The organism is Pseudomonas sp. MF09156 (assembly GCF_059862305.1).
The window spans coordinates 86,550-104,007 of sequence record NZ_JCBCUR010000005.1 but is presented as its reverse complement, the minus strand read 5'-3'; the positions used below and the strand labels follow the sequence as shown (position 1 = coordinate 104,007).

The following is a 17,458-nucleotide window of genomic DNA, read 5'->3' as shown; positions in this document are numbered from 1 at the left end:
TGGCGGGTTGTCTGGAAGGCTGAGGGCAGGTGCAGGAAATGGCTGGTCGAACGTCTGACCCCGTCCTGTGGTTGTTATCGCCACATCAATGAATTTAGCTCAAGGGCATACGCGGGGCTGTGTTCAAGCCACCGGTACTGGAGAAAGAAAGCATGAGCAACTGGTTAGTAGACAAACTGATCCCCTCGATCATGCGTTCCGAGGTGAAGAAAAGCTCGGTTCCTGAAGGTCTATGGCACAAGTGCCCATCCTGCGACGCGGTGTTGTACCGCCCGGAGCTGGAAAAGACCCTGGACGTTTGCCCCAAGTGCAACCACCACATGCGTATCGGCGCCCGCGCCCGTATCGACATCTTCCTCGACGCCGATGGCCGTGCCGAGCTGGGCGCTGACCTGGAGCCGGTGGACCGCCTCAAGTTTCGCGACGGCAAGAAATATAAGGACCGCCTGACTGCTGCGCAAAAGCAGACCGGCGAGAAAGACGCGCTGATTTCCGTCAGTGGCAAGCTGCTGGGCATGCCCGTAGTGGTGTCGGCGTTTGAGTTTTCCTTCATGGGTGGTTCCATGGGCGCCATTGTCGGTGAGCGCTTTGTACGCGCCGCCAACTACGCCCTGGAAAACCGTTGCCCGATGATCTGCTTCGCCGCCTCCGGTGGTGCACGGATGCAGGAAGCGCTGATCTCGCTGATGCAGATGGCCAAGACCTCTGCGGTGCTGGCGCGTCTGCGTGAAGAGGGCATCCCGTTCATCTCGGTGCTGACCGATCCGGTCTACGGCGGCGTTTCCGCCAGCCTCGCGATGCTGGGCGACGTAATCGTCGGCGAGCCCAAGGCGCTGATCGGTTTTGCCGGCCCACGCGTGATCGAGCAGACCGTGCGTGAAAAGCTGCCCGAAGGCTTCCAGCGTAGCGAGTTCCTGCTGGAACACGGCGCCATCGACATGATCATCGCCCGTTCCGAACTGCGTCCGCGCCTGGGCAACCTGCTGGCACAGATGATGGGCTTGCCGACACCGGTGTACGTCGCGCCCAAGGTCGAACCCATCGTTGTGCCGCCGGTGCCTGCAAACCTATGACCCAACGAACCCTGGGCGAATGGCTCGCCTACCTTGAGCAGTTGCATCCGTCAGCCATCGACATGGGCCTGGAGCGCTCGCAACAGGTAGCGGCCCGCCTTGGGTTGGGTCGGCCTGCGCCACGGGTGATCACGGTCACTGGCACCAATGGCAAGGGCTCTACCTGCGCCTTTGTCGCGGCGTTGCTGCAGGCCCAGGGCTTGAAGGTTGGCGTCTACAGCTCGCCACACCTGCTGCGTTACAACGAGCGCGTGCAACTCAACGGCGTCGAAGCCACTGACGAGCAGTTGTGCGAAGCGTTCGCGGCGCTGGATGCCGGGCGTGGCGAAATCTCCCTGACCTATTTCGAGATGGGCACCCTGGCCGCGTTCTGGCTGTTCGAGCGTGAACAGCTGGATGCGGTGGTGCTGGAAGTCGGCCTCGGTGGTCGCCTGGATACCGTCAATGTGGTGGATGCCGACCTGGCGTTGGTCACCAGTATTGGTGTGGATCATGCCGATTACCTGGGCGATACCCGCGAATCCGTGGCCTATGAAAAAGCCGGGATCTTCCGTCAGGGCAAGCCGGCTTTGTGTGGTGACCTGGATCCGCCGCATACCTTGCTGGACAAGGTGCGCGAGCTGGATTGCCCGTTTTTCCTGCGGGGCCGTGATTTTGCCCTGGAGGTGTCTGGTGACCAATGGTCGTGGCGCGGTGTCGATACGCGGGGCCAGGGCGTCGAGTTGCACGGCCTGCCGCTGCTGAACCTTCCCATGGAAAACGCGGCACTCGCGCTGCAGGCCTATTTGTTGCTGGATCTGCCGTGGAATGGCGCGCAGATCGCCGATACTTTGCAGCGTACGCAGGTGGTCGGGCGCCTGGATCGTCGTTCGTTCGAATGGCAAGGCAAGCGCTTGAACCTGTTGCTGGATGTTGGGCACAACCCGCATGCTGCACAGTACCTGGCACGCCGTTTGGCCGGCCAGGTGCCAGCGGGTCGGCGCCTGGCGGTATTCGGCCTGCTGGCGGACAAGGACCTGGACGGTGTGGTCGCGCCTTTACTGAGCAGTGTGCAGTCCTGGGCAGTCGCCCCGCTGGATACGCCGCGCACCCGTACGGCCGATGATGTGCAGGCGGTGTTGCAGAACCTTGGCGCGACGGTGACGTCCCATGCAAGCGTAACCGCTGCATTGGAGGCTCAATGCGCGGTGGCAACGGCCGAGGACGAAATTCTGTTGTTCGGATCATTTTATTGTGTTGCCGAGGCGCTTGAGTGGTTGGCCCGGCGCTCCACGGAGGAAGCTGCACATGGCATTACTGGATAGCGCATACAAGCAGCGAATGGTCGGAGCCCTGGTGTTGGTGGCATTGGCGGTGATTTTCCTGCCGATGCTGTTTTCTCGCCAGGACGAGCAGCGCCAGGTCACGGTTGAGGCCCCGGCCGCGCCCCAGGCCCCGGTGATGCCGCAGGTCCAGGTCGAGCCAGTGGTGGTGCCTGAGCCGCAGGCGTTGCCCGAGGAAGAGCCGGTGCCGACTGATACGGAAATTGCCGAACAGCAAGCACCTTCGGCGCCGATCCAGCCGAGTGTGCCGGTGGTAAAGCCTGCTCCTGCACCGGTGGTGGCGGCCAAGCCTGCTACACCTGCTCCGGCCCCGAAGCCAGTGGCGCCGCAGCCGGCAGCCCCGGGCAAGCCTGATGTGGGGCAAAGTCGCATCGATCCTAACGGCCTGCCGATCAGTTGGTCGGTGCAACTCGCCAGCCTGTCCAATCGCGAAAGTGCCGAAGCCTTGCAGAAAACCCTGCGCAGCCAGGGTTATAACGCGTATATCCGGACTGCCGATGGCAAGAACCGGGTATTTGTCGGGCCGCTGATCGAGCGCGCCGAGGCGGACCGCCTGCGTGACCTGTTGGGTCGCCAGCAGAACCTGAAAGGTTTTGTGGTGCGCTTCCAGCCAGAGCGCGGCTGATTCTGCCAATGCGGTCTCAGTGTGGGAGCGGGCTTGCCCGCGATGACGGTGCACCAGTCGATATTACAGTTGGCTGGCACACCGCTATCGCGGGCAAGCCCGCTCCCACATTGGTTTTTGCCTATCTTGAGATGGTCGTAGCTTGCCACAACCCATTGATTTGCAATGGACCACCAAACACCGCTTACCGATAGCCCGGCGCTCTGCTAAAATGCGCCGCCTTATCCGTCTGTAGGCTGTACTGTGCCATTTACCTGGGTTGATTGGGCGATCGTAGCCATCATCGCCATCTCCGCATTGATCAGTCTAAGCCGCGGCTTCGTCAAAGAAGCATTATCGCTGCTGACCTGGATCGTTGCAGGAGTCGTCGCCTGGATGTTCGGCGGATCCCTGGCCGTTTACCTGGCCGGTTATATCGAAACACCTTCGGCTCGTGTCATCGCGGGCTGCGCCATCATGTTCATCGCCACGCTGCTGGTGGGAGCAATGGTCAATTATCTTATCGGCGAATTGATACGTGTCACCGGCCTCTCCGGGACCGATCGATTTCTCGGCATGGCCTTCGGTGCCGCGCGTGGCGCGCTGCTGGTGGTCATTGCGGTCGGGCTGTTGAGCCTGGGCCCGGTACAGCAGGATTCGTGGTGGCAGGAGTCGAGTCTCGTGCCAAAATTTCTATTGGTTGCAGACTGGTCCAAGAACCTCATATTGGGGTGGAGCAGTCAGTGGCTGGCCAGCGGAATCAGCGTACCCGCTGATCTTCCGTTCAAGGAGCACCTCTTGCCGGGCAACACGCCGCAGTAAGTAGTGTTCAGTCAAGATTCATTAAGTAGGGGTTGCGTCGCATGTGTGGCATCGTCGGTATCGTCGGTAAGTCGAACGTCAATCAGGCGCTGTATGACGCGCTAACCGTCCTCCAGCACCGCGGCCAGGACGCTGCCGGTATTGTGACCAGCCACGACGGCCGGTTATTCCTGCGCAAGGACAATGGCCTGGTACGTGACGTGTTCCATCAGCGTCACATGCAGCGCCTGGTCGGGCACATGGGCATTGGCCATGTGCGTTACCCGACTGCCGGTAGCTCGACTTCGGCCGAAGCTCAACCGTTTTACGTCAACTCGCCCTATGGCATCACCCTGGCGCACAACGGCAACCTGACCAACGTTGAGCAACTGGCCAAGGAGATTTACGAATCTGACCTGCGCCACGTCAACACCAATTCCGACTCGGAAGTGCTGCTCAACGTGTTCGCCCACGAACTGGCCCAGCGCGGCAAGTTGCAGCCCACCGAAGAAGACGTGTTCGCCGCCGTGACTGACGTGCACAACCGCTGCGTGGGTGGCTACGCGGTCGTGGCAATGATCACCGGCTACGGGATCGTCGGTTTCCGCGACCCCCACGGCATCCGCCCGATCGTGTTCGGCCAGCGCCATACCGACGAAGGCGTCGAGTACATGATCGCCTCCGAAAGCGTGTCCCTGGATGTGCTGGGTTTCACCCTGGTGCGTGACCTGGCGCCGGGCGAAGCGGTGTACATCACCGAAGACGGCAAGCTGCATACCCGTCAGTGCGCGATCAACCCGAAACTCACCCCATGCATCTTCGAGCACGTCTACCTGGCGCGTCCGGATTCGATCATCGACGGTGTCTCGGTGTACAAGGCGCGCCTGCGCATGGGTGAGAAGCTCGCCGAGAAGATCCTGCGCGAGCGTCCGGAGCACGATATCGACGTGGTTATCCCGATCCCGGACACCAGCCGTACCGCCGCGCTGGAGCTGGCCACTCGCCTGGGCGTCAAGTTCCGCGAAGGTTTCGTCAAGAACCGCTACATCGGCCGCACCTTCATCATGCCGGGCCAGGCGGCTCGCAAGAAGTCGGTACGCCAGAAGCTCAACGCCATCGAGCTGGAGTTCCGCGGCAAGAACGTGATGCTGGTGGATGACTCCATCGTGCGGGGTACCACGTGCAAGCAGATCATCCAGATGGCCCGTGAAGCCGGGGCGAAGAACGTGTACTTCTGTTCCGCTGCGCCTGCGGTGCGGTACCCGAACGTGTACGGCATCGACATGCCGAGCGCCCACGAGTTGATTGCGCACAATCGTTCGACCCAGGATGTGGCTGACCTGATCGGCGCTGATTGGCTGATCTATCAGGATCTTCCTGACTTGATCGAAGCGGTTGGCGGCGGCAAGATCAAGATCGAGCATTTCGATTGCGCAGTTTTCGATGGCAAGTACGTGACCGGTGATGTCGACGAGGCTTACCTGAACAAGATCGAGCAGGCGCGTAACGACTCCTCCAAGATCAAGACCCAGGCGGTCAGCGCGATCATCGATCTGTACAACAACTGAGTAACTACCGGCCCTGAGGGGCCGGTTTTGTATCTTAAATAAAGAATTGAGTGAAGGAGTGGCAGCATGAGTCAGGAATGGGATGCCGGTCGGTTGGACAGCGACCTCGATGGCGTGGCTTTCGATACCCTGGCTGTGCGCGCCGGCCAGCACCGCACGCCGGAAGGTGAGCATGGTGACCCGATGTTCTTCACCTCCAGCTACGTGTTCCGCACTGCGGCAGACGCGGCGGCACGCTTTGCTGGCGAAGTGCCGGGTAACGTCTATTCCCGCTACACCAACCCGACGGTACGCGCTTTCGAAGAGCGCATCGCGGCACTGGAGGGGGCAGAGCAGGCCGTCGCCACGGCAACTGGCATGGCGGCCATCCTCGCGGTGGTCATGAGCCTGTGCAGTGCCGGTGACCACGTGTTGGTGTCGCGCAGTGTGTTTGGTTCGACCATCAGTCTCTTCGAGAAGTACTTCAAGCGCTTTGGCATTGAAGTCGACTACGTGCCGCTGGCGGACCTTTCTGCCTGGGATGGGGCCATCAAGGCCAATACCAAATTGCTGTTCGTCGAATCGCCGTCCAACCCGTTGGCAGAGCTGGTGGATATCGCCGCCCTCGCCGAAGTGGCCCACGCCAAAGGTGCGATGTTGGTGGTGGATAACTGCTTCTGCACGCCTGCCTTGCAGCAGCCGCTGAAGCTGGGCGCAGATATTGTGGTGCATTCGGCCACCAAGTTCATCGACGGCCAGGGGCGTTGCATGGGCGGCGTGGTGGCCGGCCGTGGCGAGCAAATGAAGGAAGTAGTGGGTTTCTTGCGTACCGCTGGCCCGACTCTGAGCCCGTTCAATGCCTGGATTTTCCTCAAGGGCCTGGAAACCCTCAGCCTGCGGATGAAGGCCCATTGCGCCAACGCCCAGGCCCTGGCCGAGTGGCTGGAGCAGCAGGATGGCATCGAGAAAGTCCACTACGCCGGCTTGAAGAGCCATCCGCAACACGAACTGGCCCAGCGTCAGCAGCGTGGATTCGGTGCGGTGGTCAGTTTCGAGGTCAAGGGTGGCAAGGAGGGCGCATGGCGCTTTATCGACGCCACGCGCCTGATTTCCATCACCGCCAACTTGGGTGATAGCAAAACCACCATTACCCATCCAAGCACCACGTCCCATGGTCGCCTGGCACCGCAGGAGCGTGAGGCGGCCGGTATTCGCGACAGCCTGATCCGCGTTGCGGTGGGGCTGGAAGACGTGGCTGACTTGCAGGCCGACCTGGCTCGCGGGCTGGCTGCCTTGTGATCGAGTGGTCCCTGGAGGCGGCTGGCGCCAGTAATGGCAGGGTCGCGTTGGTGACAGGTGCGGCGCGGGGTATCGGCCTGGGGATCGCGGCCTGGTTGGTCAGCGAAGGTTGGCAAGTGGTGTTGGCCGACCTGGATCGCGAGCGGGGCGCCAAGGTGTCCAAGGTGCTGGGCGATAACGCCTGGTTTATCACCATGGATGTGGCCGATGAGCAGCAGGTGGCGCTGGGAGTTGCCGAGGTGCTGGGCCAGTTCGGGCGCCTGGATGCGCTGGTGTGCAATGCTGCTGTGGCCGATCCGCGCAATATCACGCTGGATAGCCTGGACCTGGCGTACTGGAACCGGGTGCTGGCGGTGAACCTCAGTGGGCCGATGTTGCTGGCCAAGCACTGCGCACCTTATCTGCGGGCCCATGGTGGCTCCATCGTCAACCTGGCCTCGACCCGGGCCCGGCAGTCGGAGCCGGACACCGAGGCCTATGCGGCGAGCAAGGGCGGCCTGTTAGCCCTGACGCACGCGCTGGCCATCAGTCTTGGGCCGGAGGTGCGGGTCAACGCCGTCAGCCCTGGCTGGATCGACGCCCGTGATCCCGCTGCGCGCCGTGCAGAGCCACTGAGTGACGCCGATCATGCGCAGCATCCTGCGGGCCGGGTAGGCACGGTTGAGGATGTGGCGGCCATGGTGGCATGGCTGCTGTCGCGTAGCGCCGGGTTTGTCACCGGGCAAGAGTTCGTGGTGGATGGTGGCATGAGCAAGAAGATGATTTACAGCGAGTAGAGCGGGGAGCGGTCTTGAAGCGATTTTGTCTTTTTCAGAAAAACTTCAAGCAGGCTCTTGACTTAGGTCCGCTACCTGCGTAAATTTCGCGGCCTCAACGAAGCAAAGGGTGATTAGCTCAGCTGGGAGAGCATCTGCCTTACAAGCAGAGGGTCGGCGGTTCGATCCCGTCATCACCCACCACTTCTTGAGAGTTTTGCCCTAGGGCAAGACGCAACGTTAAAGGTTGCACCGACGCGCAGCGGTAGTTCAGTCGGTTAGAATACCGGCCTGTCACGCCGGGGGTCGCGGGTTCGAGTCCCGTCCGCTGCGCCATATTTTCCAGGTCCGATGTTTCGGATTTGAGATTGAACAGCCAAGGCTGCTCAGTCAGATGTTTGAAGGCGGTTGAAGGTGACACTTCGGCAGTCTGAGCGATACGCAGCGGTAGTTCAGTCGGTTAGAATACCGGCCTGTCACGCCGGGGGTCGCGGGTTCGAGTCCCGTCCGCTGCGCCATATCTGTTCCAGGGTCCACTGAACACCCTGAGAGCGCCAAGAAGAGCTTTATGCTTGATTGGATCGATAGCAAAGACCCTGGTCGAAAGACCGGGGTTTTTTGTGTCTGCGATTTGATGATGCAACTTGTAGGAGCCGGCTTGCCGGCTCCTACAGGGTATCGATCAGAAACCCAGCTTGTCCCGCAGCCCGTAGTACCACGCGCCCAGCGCCGCAAATGGCGTGCGCAGCAGTTGGCCGCCCGGGAACGGGTAGTGCGGCAGGTCGGCAAACGCATCAAAACGTTCTGCCTGGCCCCTGAGGGCTTCGGCCAGTACCTTGCCTGCCAGGTGCGTATACGTCACGCCGTGGCCACTACAGCCTTGGGAGTAGTAGATGTTGTCGCCGATGCGGCCGACCTGGGGCAGGCGCGAGAGGGTTAGCAGGAAGTTGCCGGTCCAGGCGTAGTCGATTTTTACATCCTTCAATTGTGGAAAGGCCTTGAGCATCTTCGGCCGGATGATCGCTTCGATGTTCGCCGGGTCCCGCGCGCCATACACCACGCCACCGCCGAAGATCAGGCGCTTGTCGCTGGTCAGTCGGTAGTAGTCGAGCAAGTAGTTGCAATCTTCGACGCAGAAGTCCTGGGGCAGCAGGCTTTTAGCCAGCTCATCACCCAGGGGCGCCGTGGTAATCACTTGTGTGCCACAAGGCATCGACTTGGCCGCCAACTCGGGCACCAGGTTGCCCAGGTAGGCATTGCCGGCGACGATGATGAATTTGGCCTTCACCTTGCCTTGGGCGGTGTGGACGACAGGGTTGGCGCCACGCTGGATGCGCACGGCGGCGGACTGTTCGTAGATCGTGCCACCCAGGGACTCCACGGCTGCCGCTTCACCCAATGCCAGGTTGAGCGGATGGATATGCCCGCCACTCATGTCCAGCAGGCCGCCCACGTAGTTCTCACAGGCCACTACCTCGCGGATGCGCCGCTCGTCGAGCAGTTCCAATTGAGTATGGCCGTAGCGTTCCCACAAGCGCTTCTGCGACTCCAGGTGGCCCATGTGCCTGCTATTGAGCGCGGCGAATACACCGCCGTCCTTTAAATCGCACTGGATCTGGTACTTGGCGACCCGCTCACGAATGATCCTGCCGCCCTCGAATGCCATTTGCCCCAATAGCTGTGCCTGCTGCGCACCGACGCTACGCTCGATCACGTCGATATCACGGCTGTAGCTGTTGACGATCTGGCCACCATTGCGCCCGGATGCACCGAAACCTACCTTCGCGGCTTCCAGCACCGTCACACGAAAGCCGTTCTCCAGCAGGAACAGCGCGCTCGACAACCCGGTATAGCCCGCACCGATCACGCATACATCGGTTTCGACTTCACCTTGCAGCACTGGCCGGGGAGGTACCGCATTGGCGGACGCGGCGTAATAGGACTGGGGGTAGGGGGTGTTCGCCATACTGGAACCTCTGTTTTATATTTTTTACGAGTGCGCCGATCCTACCTCAGTTGAAAATGCCCTGCCAGCCACCCGGAAAAAGCAGCGGCGCCAATAAAAAATAAAAAATTCGCATATTCATAGGCTTAGCTGCAAAAAAGGTGTTGACACCCCTCGGGAATTCCGTAGAATGCCGCCTCACAGCAGGCACGTAGCTCAGTTGGTTAGAGCACCACCTTGACATGGTGGGGGTCGTTGGTTCGAGTCCAATCGCGCCTACCAAACAAAATCCGCTCTGCTGGGCGGTCTAGAAGGGCTCACCGAAAGGTGGGCCCTTTTTTGTTGTCTGGGATTTCATGCAAAGCTTCGCCCCGACAATTGCACTGCACCTTCAGGTCGGCTTTCAGCTTCATGTTTCTGCGCTTGAAGGCCGACGACCTACCCGGTAGAGGTAGCGTTGCTTATCCCGAGAAATTTGCCATTTCTGACCCGCTTAGCGATTGCGCCTAAAGGTCCATCTCTACGCTTCAAATGTAAAACATTCGCATTTATACTGCGCGCAATCGCACCTTTCTCCAGGTCATCCGTTCCTCTCATCGCGCAGGTCATTGTGCAGGCCGACCCTCCAAAACCCACACTGCTGGCAGCATTGGTTCGGCACTACGACGAGTTGGTGGATCATGTGCGCCGGCGTTTTGGCGAACGGATTTTCGCTCGTGAGGTGATACACGACTTGTGCCTGCAGTTGCTTGAGCAGGATGAAAAGCAAGGTGTGCGCACGCCAGTGGCCTTGTTGCGCAAGATCGCCAGCGATATGGCGATCAGCCGGTATCGCAGCGAGCGTCGGCGCCAGGGTTGGGTGGTCGGTGTTTCGGTGTTGCCACAAGTGGTCTGCGGTGCGCCGAGCCAGGAGCGTCATCTTGATGGGGAAAGGGCCCTGGAGCTGCTGGCCGAGGCGATTGCCAGTCTGCCGCCGCGCTGCCAAATGGTGTTTGTCATGCACAAAGTGCATGAACTGCCCCAGGCCGAAGTGGCTGCGCGCCTGGGTATTTCCCTGAAGACCGTCGAAAAGCACCTACGCCTGGGTATGGGGATCTGCCGCGCACATCTAGGCTCGGAGGTCTTGCCATGAGTCGCGACCCGCACAAGAGCAAGGACTTCAGCCAGGAAGACGAGGCCATCGCACGGGTTCGTGAGGACCTCAAGCAACGATTTCCGTTGCCCTCGCCGACGCCCGCGAAAAACAAACGCCCGGCAGGAAAAACCCTCGGGCTGCTGCTGTTGGCGATTGTTGCAGGTGTGGCCTGGATTGATCCTGCTTACCGCAGCGAGCATGTTGCCAGCCAGGTAGGGCAGCGCCAGGCGCTGCTGCTGGCTGATGGCACTCAGGTGTTGCTCGACAGCAACACCGAGATGACGATCAGTTGGCACCTGCGCAGCCGCCAGGTCGAGCTGAAGGCGGGGCAGGCGTTGTTTGAAGTGTCGCCGATGGTCTACCGGCCGTTTCTGGTCGATGCCGGGTTGGCTGTGGTGCGAGTGGTGGGCACCCGTTTTAACGTCAGGCGCCAGGAACAGGATGTGCAGGTCGCGGTGGCTGAAGGCAGGGTCGCCGTGCGTGCGGCCGCTACGGGGGCAGTGGCTGCGCTGGAGCCCGGGCAGCAGTTGCGTGTGCATAAGGGGCAAGAGGCTCGGTTGGGACGGGTGGACGTGGATGACGTCACCGCCTGGCAACAAAGCCGGCTGGTCTTTGAAAGCACTCCGCTCGAAGACGTCATCGACACACTGCAGCGCTATCACCGCCAGCCCATAAGGCTCATGGACCCCAGGCTTGCGCGCCTGCCGGTTTCCGGTGTGTTTGACAGTGGTCACGTTGATCGCTTGCTGGCGCTGTTGCCCGGGATCCTGCCGGTGCGCGTTTCCACTGCGACCGATGGCTCGGTCCTGATCGATTCCCCCGGCCAGAAAAAATAATCTTCAACCGAGGTAGGGTTGCGCCGCAGTGCTGACGGCTATCTCCCTGTAACCCTACTTCGTGGAGAATAAAAACGTGAGTCAGTCCTTCCTGCGCGCGCCGGTGCGCATGTCCTTGCTGGCCAGCAGCTTGCTCCTGAGCCAATGGTCGTTGGCAGAATCTGCACCGGTTGATTTCGATGTCCCGGCCGCATCGCTGGAGAAATCCCTGAATGCCGTAGCCCGGCAATCTTCGGCACAGATCCTGTTCGCCAGTGAAATCACGGCCGGCAAGACCGCACCGGCCTTGCGCGGGCGCTACACATTGCAGGAAGCGCTTGAACGGTTGCTCGGCCAAAGCGGGCTGACGGTGCAGGCGCGTGATGAGCAAACGTTCCTGGTGGTCCAGGGGCATACCGCCAACACCTCCCAGGCGCCGGCCCCCACGCCAGGCACAATGGAGCTGTCCAGCCTGACCATCAGCGCCTCGCGGCTCGACAGCGACCTGGTGCCCCAGGCTCGCCAGGTCAATGTCATCGAACACAAACAGTTGGAGCAACTGCGCCAGGGCTCGGACAGCCTGGCCACCTTGCTGGCCAAGAGCATCCCGGGCATGGCCGACTCAAGCCGGACCATTACCGACTACGGGCAAACCTTGCGCGGGCGGACGATGCTGGTGCTGGTCGACGGTGTTCCGCTCAATACCAACCGCGATTCCTCGCGCAACCTGGCGAACATCGACCCCGCGCTGATCGAGCGTATCGAAGTGATCCGTGGCAGCAGTGCGATCTACGGCGCCGGTGCGACTGGGGGCATCATCTCCATCACGACGCGTCCGGCAGGCGGCGAGCCGCGAGCGACCACCAGCCTGAGCGCCGTCTCGCCCTTGAGCAAACTGGGTAGCGATGGCCTGGGCGGCCAGTTGCAGCATCATGTTGCCGGGTCCCAGGGCCGGGTGGATTACGCACTGGACTTTGGTGCCCGCCACATTGGCGCCTCCTACGACGCCAAGGGGCACCGCCTTGCGCCAGAGCCAAGCCAGGGCGATCTGTTCGACTCCAATACCTTCAATGTCGGCGGCAAGTTGGGCTTGCGCCTTGATGATGTGCAGCGCATCCAGCTTTCTGCCAGCCATTACAACGCCGAGCAAAACAGCGACTACACCTCCGACCCGTCCGTGGCCAGGCTTCCTGCGGGCTCGGTGCCTGCGCGCCCGTTGTCCGGCCTGTCGTTGGAGGAGCAGAACCAGATCAAAAACACCCTGCTCAACCTGGAGTACGCCCATGCCGACGTGCTGGGCGGCACGCTCAATGCGCAGATCTACTACCGGGACTACTTCACCCGGTTCACGCCGTTCGATGCCCGCGCAGTGGCGACCCGTGGACGCAATGTCGACCAGGTCATGCAGAACAGTGAAGTGTTTGGCAGTCGGGTCACGCTACGCACGCCGCTGGGGAGCCTGGGCACTACAGAGTTGTTATGGGGCGCTGACTTCAACCAGGAGCGCAGCGATATGCCCATCGACATCTTCGACCCGCGAGCCTTTGACGCCAGCGGCGGCAGGGTGTTTGACAAGATCGGCAAGCTCACCTACATGCCCGACCTGACAACCCGCAGCCTTGGCGGCTTTGCGCAGTTGCAGCATAAGCTCAACGAACAATGGTCGGTGGAAGGCGGCGTACGCTACGAATATGCCACTGCCCAGTACGATGACTTTATCCCGCTCTCGGAGTCGGCAGCGACCCAGCCGGCCACTGTTCGCGGGGGCAAGGTGCACTATGATTCGGTGCTGTCCAACATCAGCCTGACCTACTCGCCGGTAGCGGGCCAGGAGGTCTACGCGGCGTTCAGCCAGGGCTTCCAGCTGCCCGATATCGGGGTGCAAATGCGCAATGCCCGGCGTGGATTCGATATCGGCTCCTCCAACCTGGAGCCGGTGAAAACCAACAACTACGAACTGGGCTGGCGCGGCGCGCTGGGCGAGCAGACATTGGCCTCCCTGGCCGTGTTCTACACCACGTCCAAGCTTGGGGATGTGCAGAGTTTCAACAATGGCCTGATCCTGACCCGCACCCAAGAGCGAATCTACGGTGTGGAAGGCAGTGCCGACTGGCTGGCCGACGATGAGCGCTGGGGCGCCGGCGGCACCTTTACCTGGATCAAAGGCCGGGAGCAGCCCGAAGGCCGTGGCTGGCAAGACATGACCGGGTATCGCATCCCGCCGCTCAAACTGACCGCGTACCTGGAGTTCAAGCCGACTGAAGCCTGGAGCAACCGCTTGCAGGCCAACTTTTTTGACGGCGCCGACTATCGCCTGGATGGTGTTGCCAGCTTTGGGCGACGCAAGGTCGACAGTTACACCACCGTCGATATGATCAGCCAATACCAAATCAGTGAAAATGATCAGGTCAGCATGGGGGTCCAGAACCTGTTCAATCGCAGTTACTACCCGCTTTACAGTCAACTGATGCGTAGCAGCAACAACACCAGCCACCTGCCTGCGCCAGGCACCGTACTGACGGCAAGCTACACACATCAGTGGTAAACAGCACAGTGTGTGCGCAAGTTGCGTCTGATTGATCCATGATCGCGACACCCATATTGAGCCGGCCTGCCGGGTGTTATAGAACAACACCCTTGCAGTGCCTGCTGAGGCTGTCTAGAGCTTAACTATGGGTTTGAAAATGAAAGTAGAGAAAACCAACAAGATCCTGGCCGCTCCCATTCTCTTCTCGCTTTTGATGCTTCAGTGCGCGCCCGCATGGTCCGGGCAAGTCACAGGCGCTGTTTCCAATGATTTGACGGCAGCCGTTGCCTGGAGGCAGACGGCTGCTGAATTCGAGGCGCTCTACTATCAAGGTTTCAACGTCGCCAAGATGCGCCTGGACAGCGCTCTGCAAGCGCATAAGGCCGGTGATCGGCCGTTGGCGATCATCAGTGACATCGACGACACCGTGTTGAGCAGCAATAGCTATTGGGGCTACATGATCAATTCGGACAAAGAGTTCTTCGATGATGCCGCCTGGGACCAATGGGTGGCTGAAAACGGCCCGGTGGCCACCCCCGGTGCAGTGGAGTTCTTGAGTTATGCGCAAGCCAAAGGGGTCGAGGTTTTCTACGTCACGAGCCGTGACCAGAGCGAAAAAACCTATGAGTACGCCTTGGCCAACCTGCGTAAGAACAAGCTGCCCTTTGCCGATGAAAAGCACCTGACGGTTTATCGCGACTCTTCCAATAAAGAGCCCCGGCAGATAGAAATTGCCAAGGATTATGAGGTGGTCGTGATGCTGGGCGACAACCTCAATGACTTCAAACGCAAGTACTACGTGTCTGATGTGCAGCAACGCATGGCGTTGATGACCGAGGATAAACAACAGTTCGGGCGCAAGTTTATTCTCTTCCCCAACCCCACCGATGGGCATTGGCTCAAAGCCATCTTTGGTGATTCCGAGCCGCCCGCCACACCGCAAAACAGCGCCAAATTCAAGGCTGCAGCCGGCTCCAAGGCTTGGCAGCCCTGATCAAGCAGGTTGACCCAAAAGGGCTTGCCACGGTTTGAGCCTTGCACATCGTGGCAAGCCCTGATTGGATTACATCCCCTCACAAACTTTATTGATTTGCAGCAACAATTTTTCTTGTTGGACACCCTCCGCTCCAAGCGGCAAAGATGCCCGCCAGTGACCCTCGACCTACCCGGTCAATAATAAAAATCCGCGTCGGGCTGCCCGTTATCGTTTATCGGCGATGCAGGCGTCGCAGCACGCAATCAAGGACTCAACGCCATGCAAACTGTTGTGAACCTGTGGCCGCTGATTGGCGTGCTCGTCATCGTGGTCGGCTTTGTGTTGCGCTTCAATCCGTTGCTGGTGGTAACGGCGGCGGCGATTGCCACCGGATTTGCCGCGCACTTCCCCCTGGAAAAAATCCTCGCCACCATGGGCGATGGCTTCCTGCAGACCCGCGCTTTGCAACTGATCCTGTTGCTGCCCCTGGCCGTTATCGGCCTGCTGGAGCGCCATGGCCTGCGCCTGCACGCGCAGAACTGGATTGCGCGCTTCGAGCGCGCCACCGTCGGGCGCCTGTTGATCATCTATCTGTTTGTTCGTGAGTCCACGGCGGCCATGGGCCTGACCAGCCTTGGCGGGCACCCGCAAATGGTGCGCCCGTTGCTGGCGCCCATGGCGGAAGGCGCTGCCGAGAAACGCTTCGGAAAACTGCCGGACAAGGTGCGGCACAAGGTCCTGGCGATGTGCGCCGCCACAGACAACGTGGGTCTGTTTTTTGGTGAAGACATCTTCGTGGCCTTTGGTGCGATTGCCCTGATGCATACCTTCCTGCTGGGTTCGGGTATTGATGTCGAGCCGCTGCATATTGCGGTGTGGGGCATCCCCACGGCGATTTGTGCGTTCATTGTGCATGCCATACGCTTGCATCGCTTTGACCGGAGGCTGACCCGTGAGCTGACGGCCACTGCGCCAGTCACCGCTCAGTCGGAGGTCGCGCAATGATCATTTCCATCCAATACCTGTACTGGCTCGCCGGCGTTTTGTTGCTGATTACGGCGGGCATGATCCTGGCTGACCGGACCCATCCCAAGCGTTGGTCAAGCGCGTTGTTCTGGTTGCTGTTCGCCATTCCGTTTTTGGTGGGCGAGCACCTGCCGTCGGTGGTGGTGGGTGTTGGCGTGGTGCTGATGGCACTGATCGCCGGGCTCGGCGGGGTAGGGCGTGGCACCCATGCCGAGTTGCATGACAAGGCGTCCCGCGCCAGCGCTGGCCGGCTGGGCCATAAACTATTTATTCCGGCCCTGGCCATTCCGTTGACCACGGTGATTGGCTCGGTGCTGCTCAAGCACACCGAGATTGGTGGCGTGCCGCTGCTGGATCCGAAGAACACCACGTTCGTGTCCCTGGGGCTCGGTTGCCTGATTGCCCTGGGGTTGGCCTGCTGGCTGACCCGCGATACGCCGGTGCAGGCCTTGCGTGAATCGCGACGCCTGACCGAAGCCCTGGGCTGGGCCATGGTGCTGCCGCAGATGCTGGCCATGCTCGGCCTGCTGTTCAACGAAGCCGGCGTTGGCACGGCCGTGGCTCATGTCACCACCACCTACATCAACCTGGATTACAAGTTGGTGGCGGTGATGGTCTACGTGCTGGGCATGGCGCTGTTCACCGTGATCATGGGTAACGGCTTCGCCGCCTTCCCGGTCATGACCGGCGGGGTTGGCGTGCCGGTACTGGTGGGCATTTATGGCGGCAACCCGGCGGTGATGGCGGCCATCGGCATGTTTTCCGGGTACTGCGGCACGCTGATGACCCCGATGGCGGCGAACTTCAATATTGTGCCTGCGGCGCTCCTGGAGTTACCGGACAAAAACGCGGTGATCAAGGCGCAGATGCCCACGGCGTTGATGATGTTGCTGGTCAATATCGTCCTTCTTTATGTATTGATGTGAGGTGGTGATGGGGACTGTGCTGCTGACGGGTTTCGAGCCGTTCGATCAAGACCTGATCAACCCGTCCTGGGAGGCAGTGCGCCTGCTCGATGGGGTGCAACTGCAAGACGGGGTGACAATCGTCGCCCGCCAATTGCCCTGTGCCTTCGCCACTGCCGGCGCCTGCCTGGAACAGTTATTGGCCGAGCATCGACCGCAACTGGTGATTGCTACCGGGCTGGGGCCTGGGCGCAGTGATATTTCCATCGAGCGGGTTGCGATCAATCTCAACGATGCACGGATCCCGGACAACCTCGGTGCCCAGCCCGTGGATACGGCAGTGATTCCTGGGGGGCCTGCTGCCTACTTCAGCACCTTGCCGGTCAAGGCCATGGTCAAGGCGCTACGCACGGCCGGAATTGCCGCCTCGGTCTCGCACACAGCGGGCACTTTCGTATGCAATCAGGTGTTCTACAGCTTGCAGCATGCGTTGGCGGGGTCGGGTGTGCGCAGTGGGTTTATCCATGTGCCTTTTCTGCCAGGGCAGGCGGCCGAGCCTCAGCCCTCGATGGCGTTGGCGACAACGGTTGAAGGGCTGCGGGTGGCAATCCTGGCCGCCTGGAATACGCCACGTGACATCACAGAGAGCGCTGGCCAGGTCTGCTGATGACGGCCGATCCGCCGTTTACAACGCCTGGGCTGATCCGTAGATTGCATCACGGCCCAAC

15 protein-coding genes and 4 tRNA genes are annotated in these 17,458 nt (G+C 60.7%); 18 read left to right on the top strand and 1 reads right to left on the bottom strand.

Annotation, left to right across the window (positions count from 1 at the left end; all coding sequences use genetic code 11):
• Nucleotides 1-152 precede the first annotated feature (152 nt).
• The 10 genes from accD to AC19YY_RS14350 all read left to right on the top strand — a co-directional run bounded on the left by accD (nucleotide 153) and on the right by AC19YY_RS14350 (nucleotide 7,919).
• Entirely contained in the window at nucleotides 153-1,073 is a 921-nt protein-coding gene (gene accD / locus AC19YY_RS14395) for an acetyl-CoA carboxylase, carboxyltransferase subunit beta (protein ID WP_038442050.1), read from the top strand.
• The gene (folC, locus tag AC19YY_RS14390; RefSeq protein WP_170057808.1) at nucleotides 1,070-2,377 is read left to right on the top strand and encodes a bifunctional tetrahydrofolate synthase/dihydrofolate synthase; all 1,308 of its coding nucleotides are present in this window, start codon (nucleotides 1,070-1,072) and stop codon (nucleotides 2,375-2,377) included. The genes accD and folC overlap by 4 nt, the downstream gene beginning before the upstream one ends.
• Complete coding sequence (locus AC19YY_RS14385) at nucleotides 2,361-3,020, top strand: SPOR domain-containing protein (protein WP_170043451.1); 660 nt, start codon at nucleotides 2,361-2,363, stop codon at nucleotides 3,018-3,020. The genes folC and AC19YY_RS14385 overlap by 17 nt, the downstream gene beginning before the upstream one ends.
• Nucleotides 3,021-3,263: 243 nt before the next feature.
• Nucleotides 3,264-3,821: a CvpA family protein gene (locus AC19YY_RS14380; RefSeq protein WP_169953471.1), complete on the top strand. Its 558-nt coding sequence runs from the start codon at nucleotides 3,264-3,266 to the stop codon at nucleotides 3,819-3,821.
• Nucleotides 3,822-3,862: 41 nt separating this feature from the next.
• A complete protein-coding gene (gene purF / locus AC19YY_RS14375; protein ID WP_169953473.1) occupies nucleotides 3,863-5,368 on the top strand; it encodes an amidophosphoribosyltransferase in 1,506 nt (501 codons plus the stop codon).
• 66 nt (nucleotides 5,369-5,434) lie between these two features.
• The gene (locus AC19YY_RS14370) at nucleotides 5,435-6,646 is read left to right on the top strand and encodes an O-succinylhomoserine sulfhydrylase (RefSeq protein WP_169953475.1); all 1,212 of its coding nucleotides are present in this window, start codon (nucleotides 5,435-5,437) and stop codon (nucleotides 6,644-6,646) included.
• 11 nt (nucleotides 6,647-6,657) lie between these two features.
• On the top strand, nucleotides 6,658-7,422 hold the full coding sequence (locus AC19YY_RS14365; RefSeq protein WP_170043540.1) for an SDR family oxidoreductase: 765 nt from the start codon (nucleotides 6,658-6,660) through the stop codon (nucleotides 7,420-7,422).
• A gap of 107 nt (nucleotides 7,423-7,529) precedes the next feature.
• Nucleotides 7,530-7,605: transfer RNA gene (locus AC19YY_RS14360), tRNA-Val, on the top strand.
• Between the two features lie 55 nt (nucleotides 7,606-7,660).
• Nucleotides 7,661-7,737, top strand: a tRNA-Asp gene (locus tag AC19YY_RS14355).
• Nucleotides 7,738-7,842: 105 nt separating this feature from the next.
• Nucleotides 7,843-7,919: transfer RNA gene (locus tag AC19YY_RS14350), tRNA-Asp, on the top strand.
• Between the two features lie 164 nt (nucleotides 7,920-8,083).
• Here the strand turns inward: AC19YY_RS14350 and AC19YY_RS14345 are convergent.
• A complete protein-coding gene (locus tag AC19YY_RS14345) occupies nucleotides 8,084-9,367 on the bottom strand; it encodes an NAD(P)/FAD-dependent oxidoreductase (RefSeq protein ID WP_500604401.1) in 1,284 nt (427 codons plus the stop codon).
• Between the two features lie 184 nt (nucleotides 9,368-9,551).
• On the opposite strand from AC19YY_RS14345, the gene AC19YY_RS14340 reads away from it, so the two are divergent.
• The 8 genes from AC19YY_RS14340 (at nucleotide 9,552) to pcp (ending at nucleotide 17,397) form a co-directional block, all read left to right on the top strand.
• Nucleotides 9,552-9,628, top strand: a tRNA-Val gene (locus AC19YY_RS14340).
• Nucleotides 9,629-9,956: 328 nt separating this feature from the next.
• Nucleotides 9,957-10,478 carry an RNA polymerase sigma factor gene (locus AC19YY_RS14335; RefSeq protein ID WP_500604400.1) on the top strand — a complete coding sequence of 174 codons (522 nt, stop codon included), beginning with the start codon at nucleotides 9,957-9,959 and terminating at the stop codon, nucleotides 10,476-10,478.
• A complete protein-coding gene (locus AC19YY_RS14330; protein WP_500604399.1) occupies nucleotides 10,475-11,317 on the top strand; it encodes a FecR family protein in 843 nt (280 codons plus the stop codon). Before AC19YY_RS14335 ends, AC19YY_RS14330 begins: the two co-directional genes overlap by 4 nt.
• 76 nt (nucleotides 11,318-11,393) lie before the next feature.
• Nucleotides 11,394-13,841: a TonB-dependent receptor gene (locus tag AC19YY_RS14325; protein WP_500604398.1), complete on the top strand. Its 2,448-nt coding sequence runs from the start codon at nucleotides 11,394-11,396 to the stop codon at nucleotides 13,839-13,841.
• 139 nt (nucleotides 13,842-13,980) lie between these two features.
• On the top strand, nucleotides 13,981-14,817 hold the full coding sequence (locus AC19YY_RS14320) for a 5'-nucleotidase, lipoprotein e(P4) family (RefSeq protein ID WP_500604470.1): 837 nt from the start codon (nucleotides 13,981-13,983) through the stop codon (nucleotides 14,815-14,817).
• A gap of 261 nt (nucleotides 14,818-15,078) precedes the next feature.
• Nucleotides 15,079-15,804: a DUF969 domain-containing protein gene (locus AC19YY_RS14315; RefSeq protein WP_170057810.1), complete on the top strand. Its 726-nt coding sequence runs from the start codon at nucleotides 15,079-15,081 to the stop codon at nucleotides 15,802-15,804.
• Nucleotides 15,801-16,751, top strand: coding sequence for a DUF979 domain-containing protein (locus tag AC19YY_RS14310; RefSeq protein ID WP_170043456.1), 951 nt, complete (start codon nucleotides 15,801-15,803; stop codon nucleotides 16,749-16,751). Before AC19YY_RS14315 ends, AC19YY_RS14310 begins: the two co-directional genes overlap by 4 nt.
• 7 nt (nucleotides 16,752-16,758) lie before the next feature.
• Entirely contained in the window at nucleotides 16,759-17,397 is a 639-nt protein-coding gene (gene pcp / locus AC19YY_RS14305) for a pyroglutamyl-peptidase I (RefSeq protein WP_500604397.1), read from the top strand.
• Nucleotides 17,398-17,458 lie beyond the last annotated feature (61 nt).

What these genes read in the sequence shown, in the direction of transcription:
- accD (WP_038442050.1), top strand. Translation starts at nt 153, where the DNA reads ATGAGCAACTGGTTAGTAGACAAACTGATCCCCTCGATCATGCGTTCC.
- folC (WP_170057808.1), top strand. Translation starts at nt 1,070, where the DNA reads ATGACCCAACGAACCCTGGGCGAATGGCTCGCCTACCTTGAGCAGTTG.
- AC19YY_RS14385 (WP_170043451.1), top strand. Translation starts at nt 2,361, where the DNA reads ATGGCATTACTGGATAGCGCATACAAGCAGCGAATGGTCGGAGCCCTG.
- purF (WP_169953473.1), top strand. Translation starts at nt 3,863, where the DNA reads ATGTGTGGCATCGTCGGTATCGTCGGTAAGTCGAACGTCAATCAGGCG.
- AC19YY_RS14370 (WP_169953475.1), top strand. Translation starts at nt 5,435, where the DNA reads ATGAGTCAGGAATGGGATGCCGGTCGGTTGGACAGCGACCTCGATGGC.
- AC19YY_RS14345 (WP_500604401.1), bottom strand. Translation starts at nt 9,367, where the DNA reads ATGGCGAACACCCCCTACCCCCAGTCCTATTACGCCGCGTCCGCCAAT.
- AC19YY_RS14330 (WP_500604399.1), top strand. Translation starts at nt 10,475, where the DNA reads ATGAGTCGCGACCCGCACAAGAGCAAGGACTTCAGCCAGGAAGACGAG.
- AC19YY_RS14320 (WP_500604470.1), top strand. Translation starts at nt 13,981, where the DNA reads ATGAAAGTAGAGAAAACCAACAAGATCCTGGCCGCTCCCATTCTCTTC.
- AC19YY_RS14315 (WP_170057810.1), top strand. Translation starts at nt 15,079, where the DNA reads ATGCAAACTGTTGTGAACCTGTGGCCGCTGATTGGCGTGCTCGTCATC.
- AC19YY_RS14310 (WP_170043456.1), top strand. Translation starts at nt 15,801, where the DNA reads ATGATCATTTCCATCCAATACCTGTACTGGCTCGCCGGCGTTTTGTTG.
- pcp (WP_500604397.1), top strand. Translation starts at nt 16,759, where the DNA reads ATGGGGACTGTGCTGCTGACGGGTTTCGAGCCGTTCGATCAAGACCTG.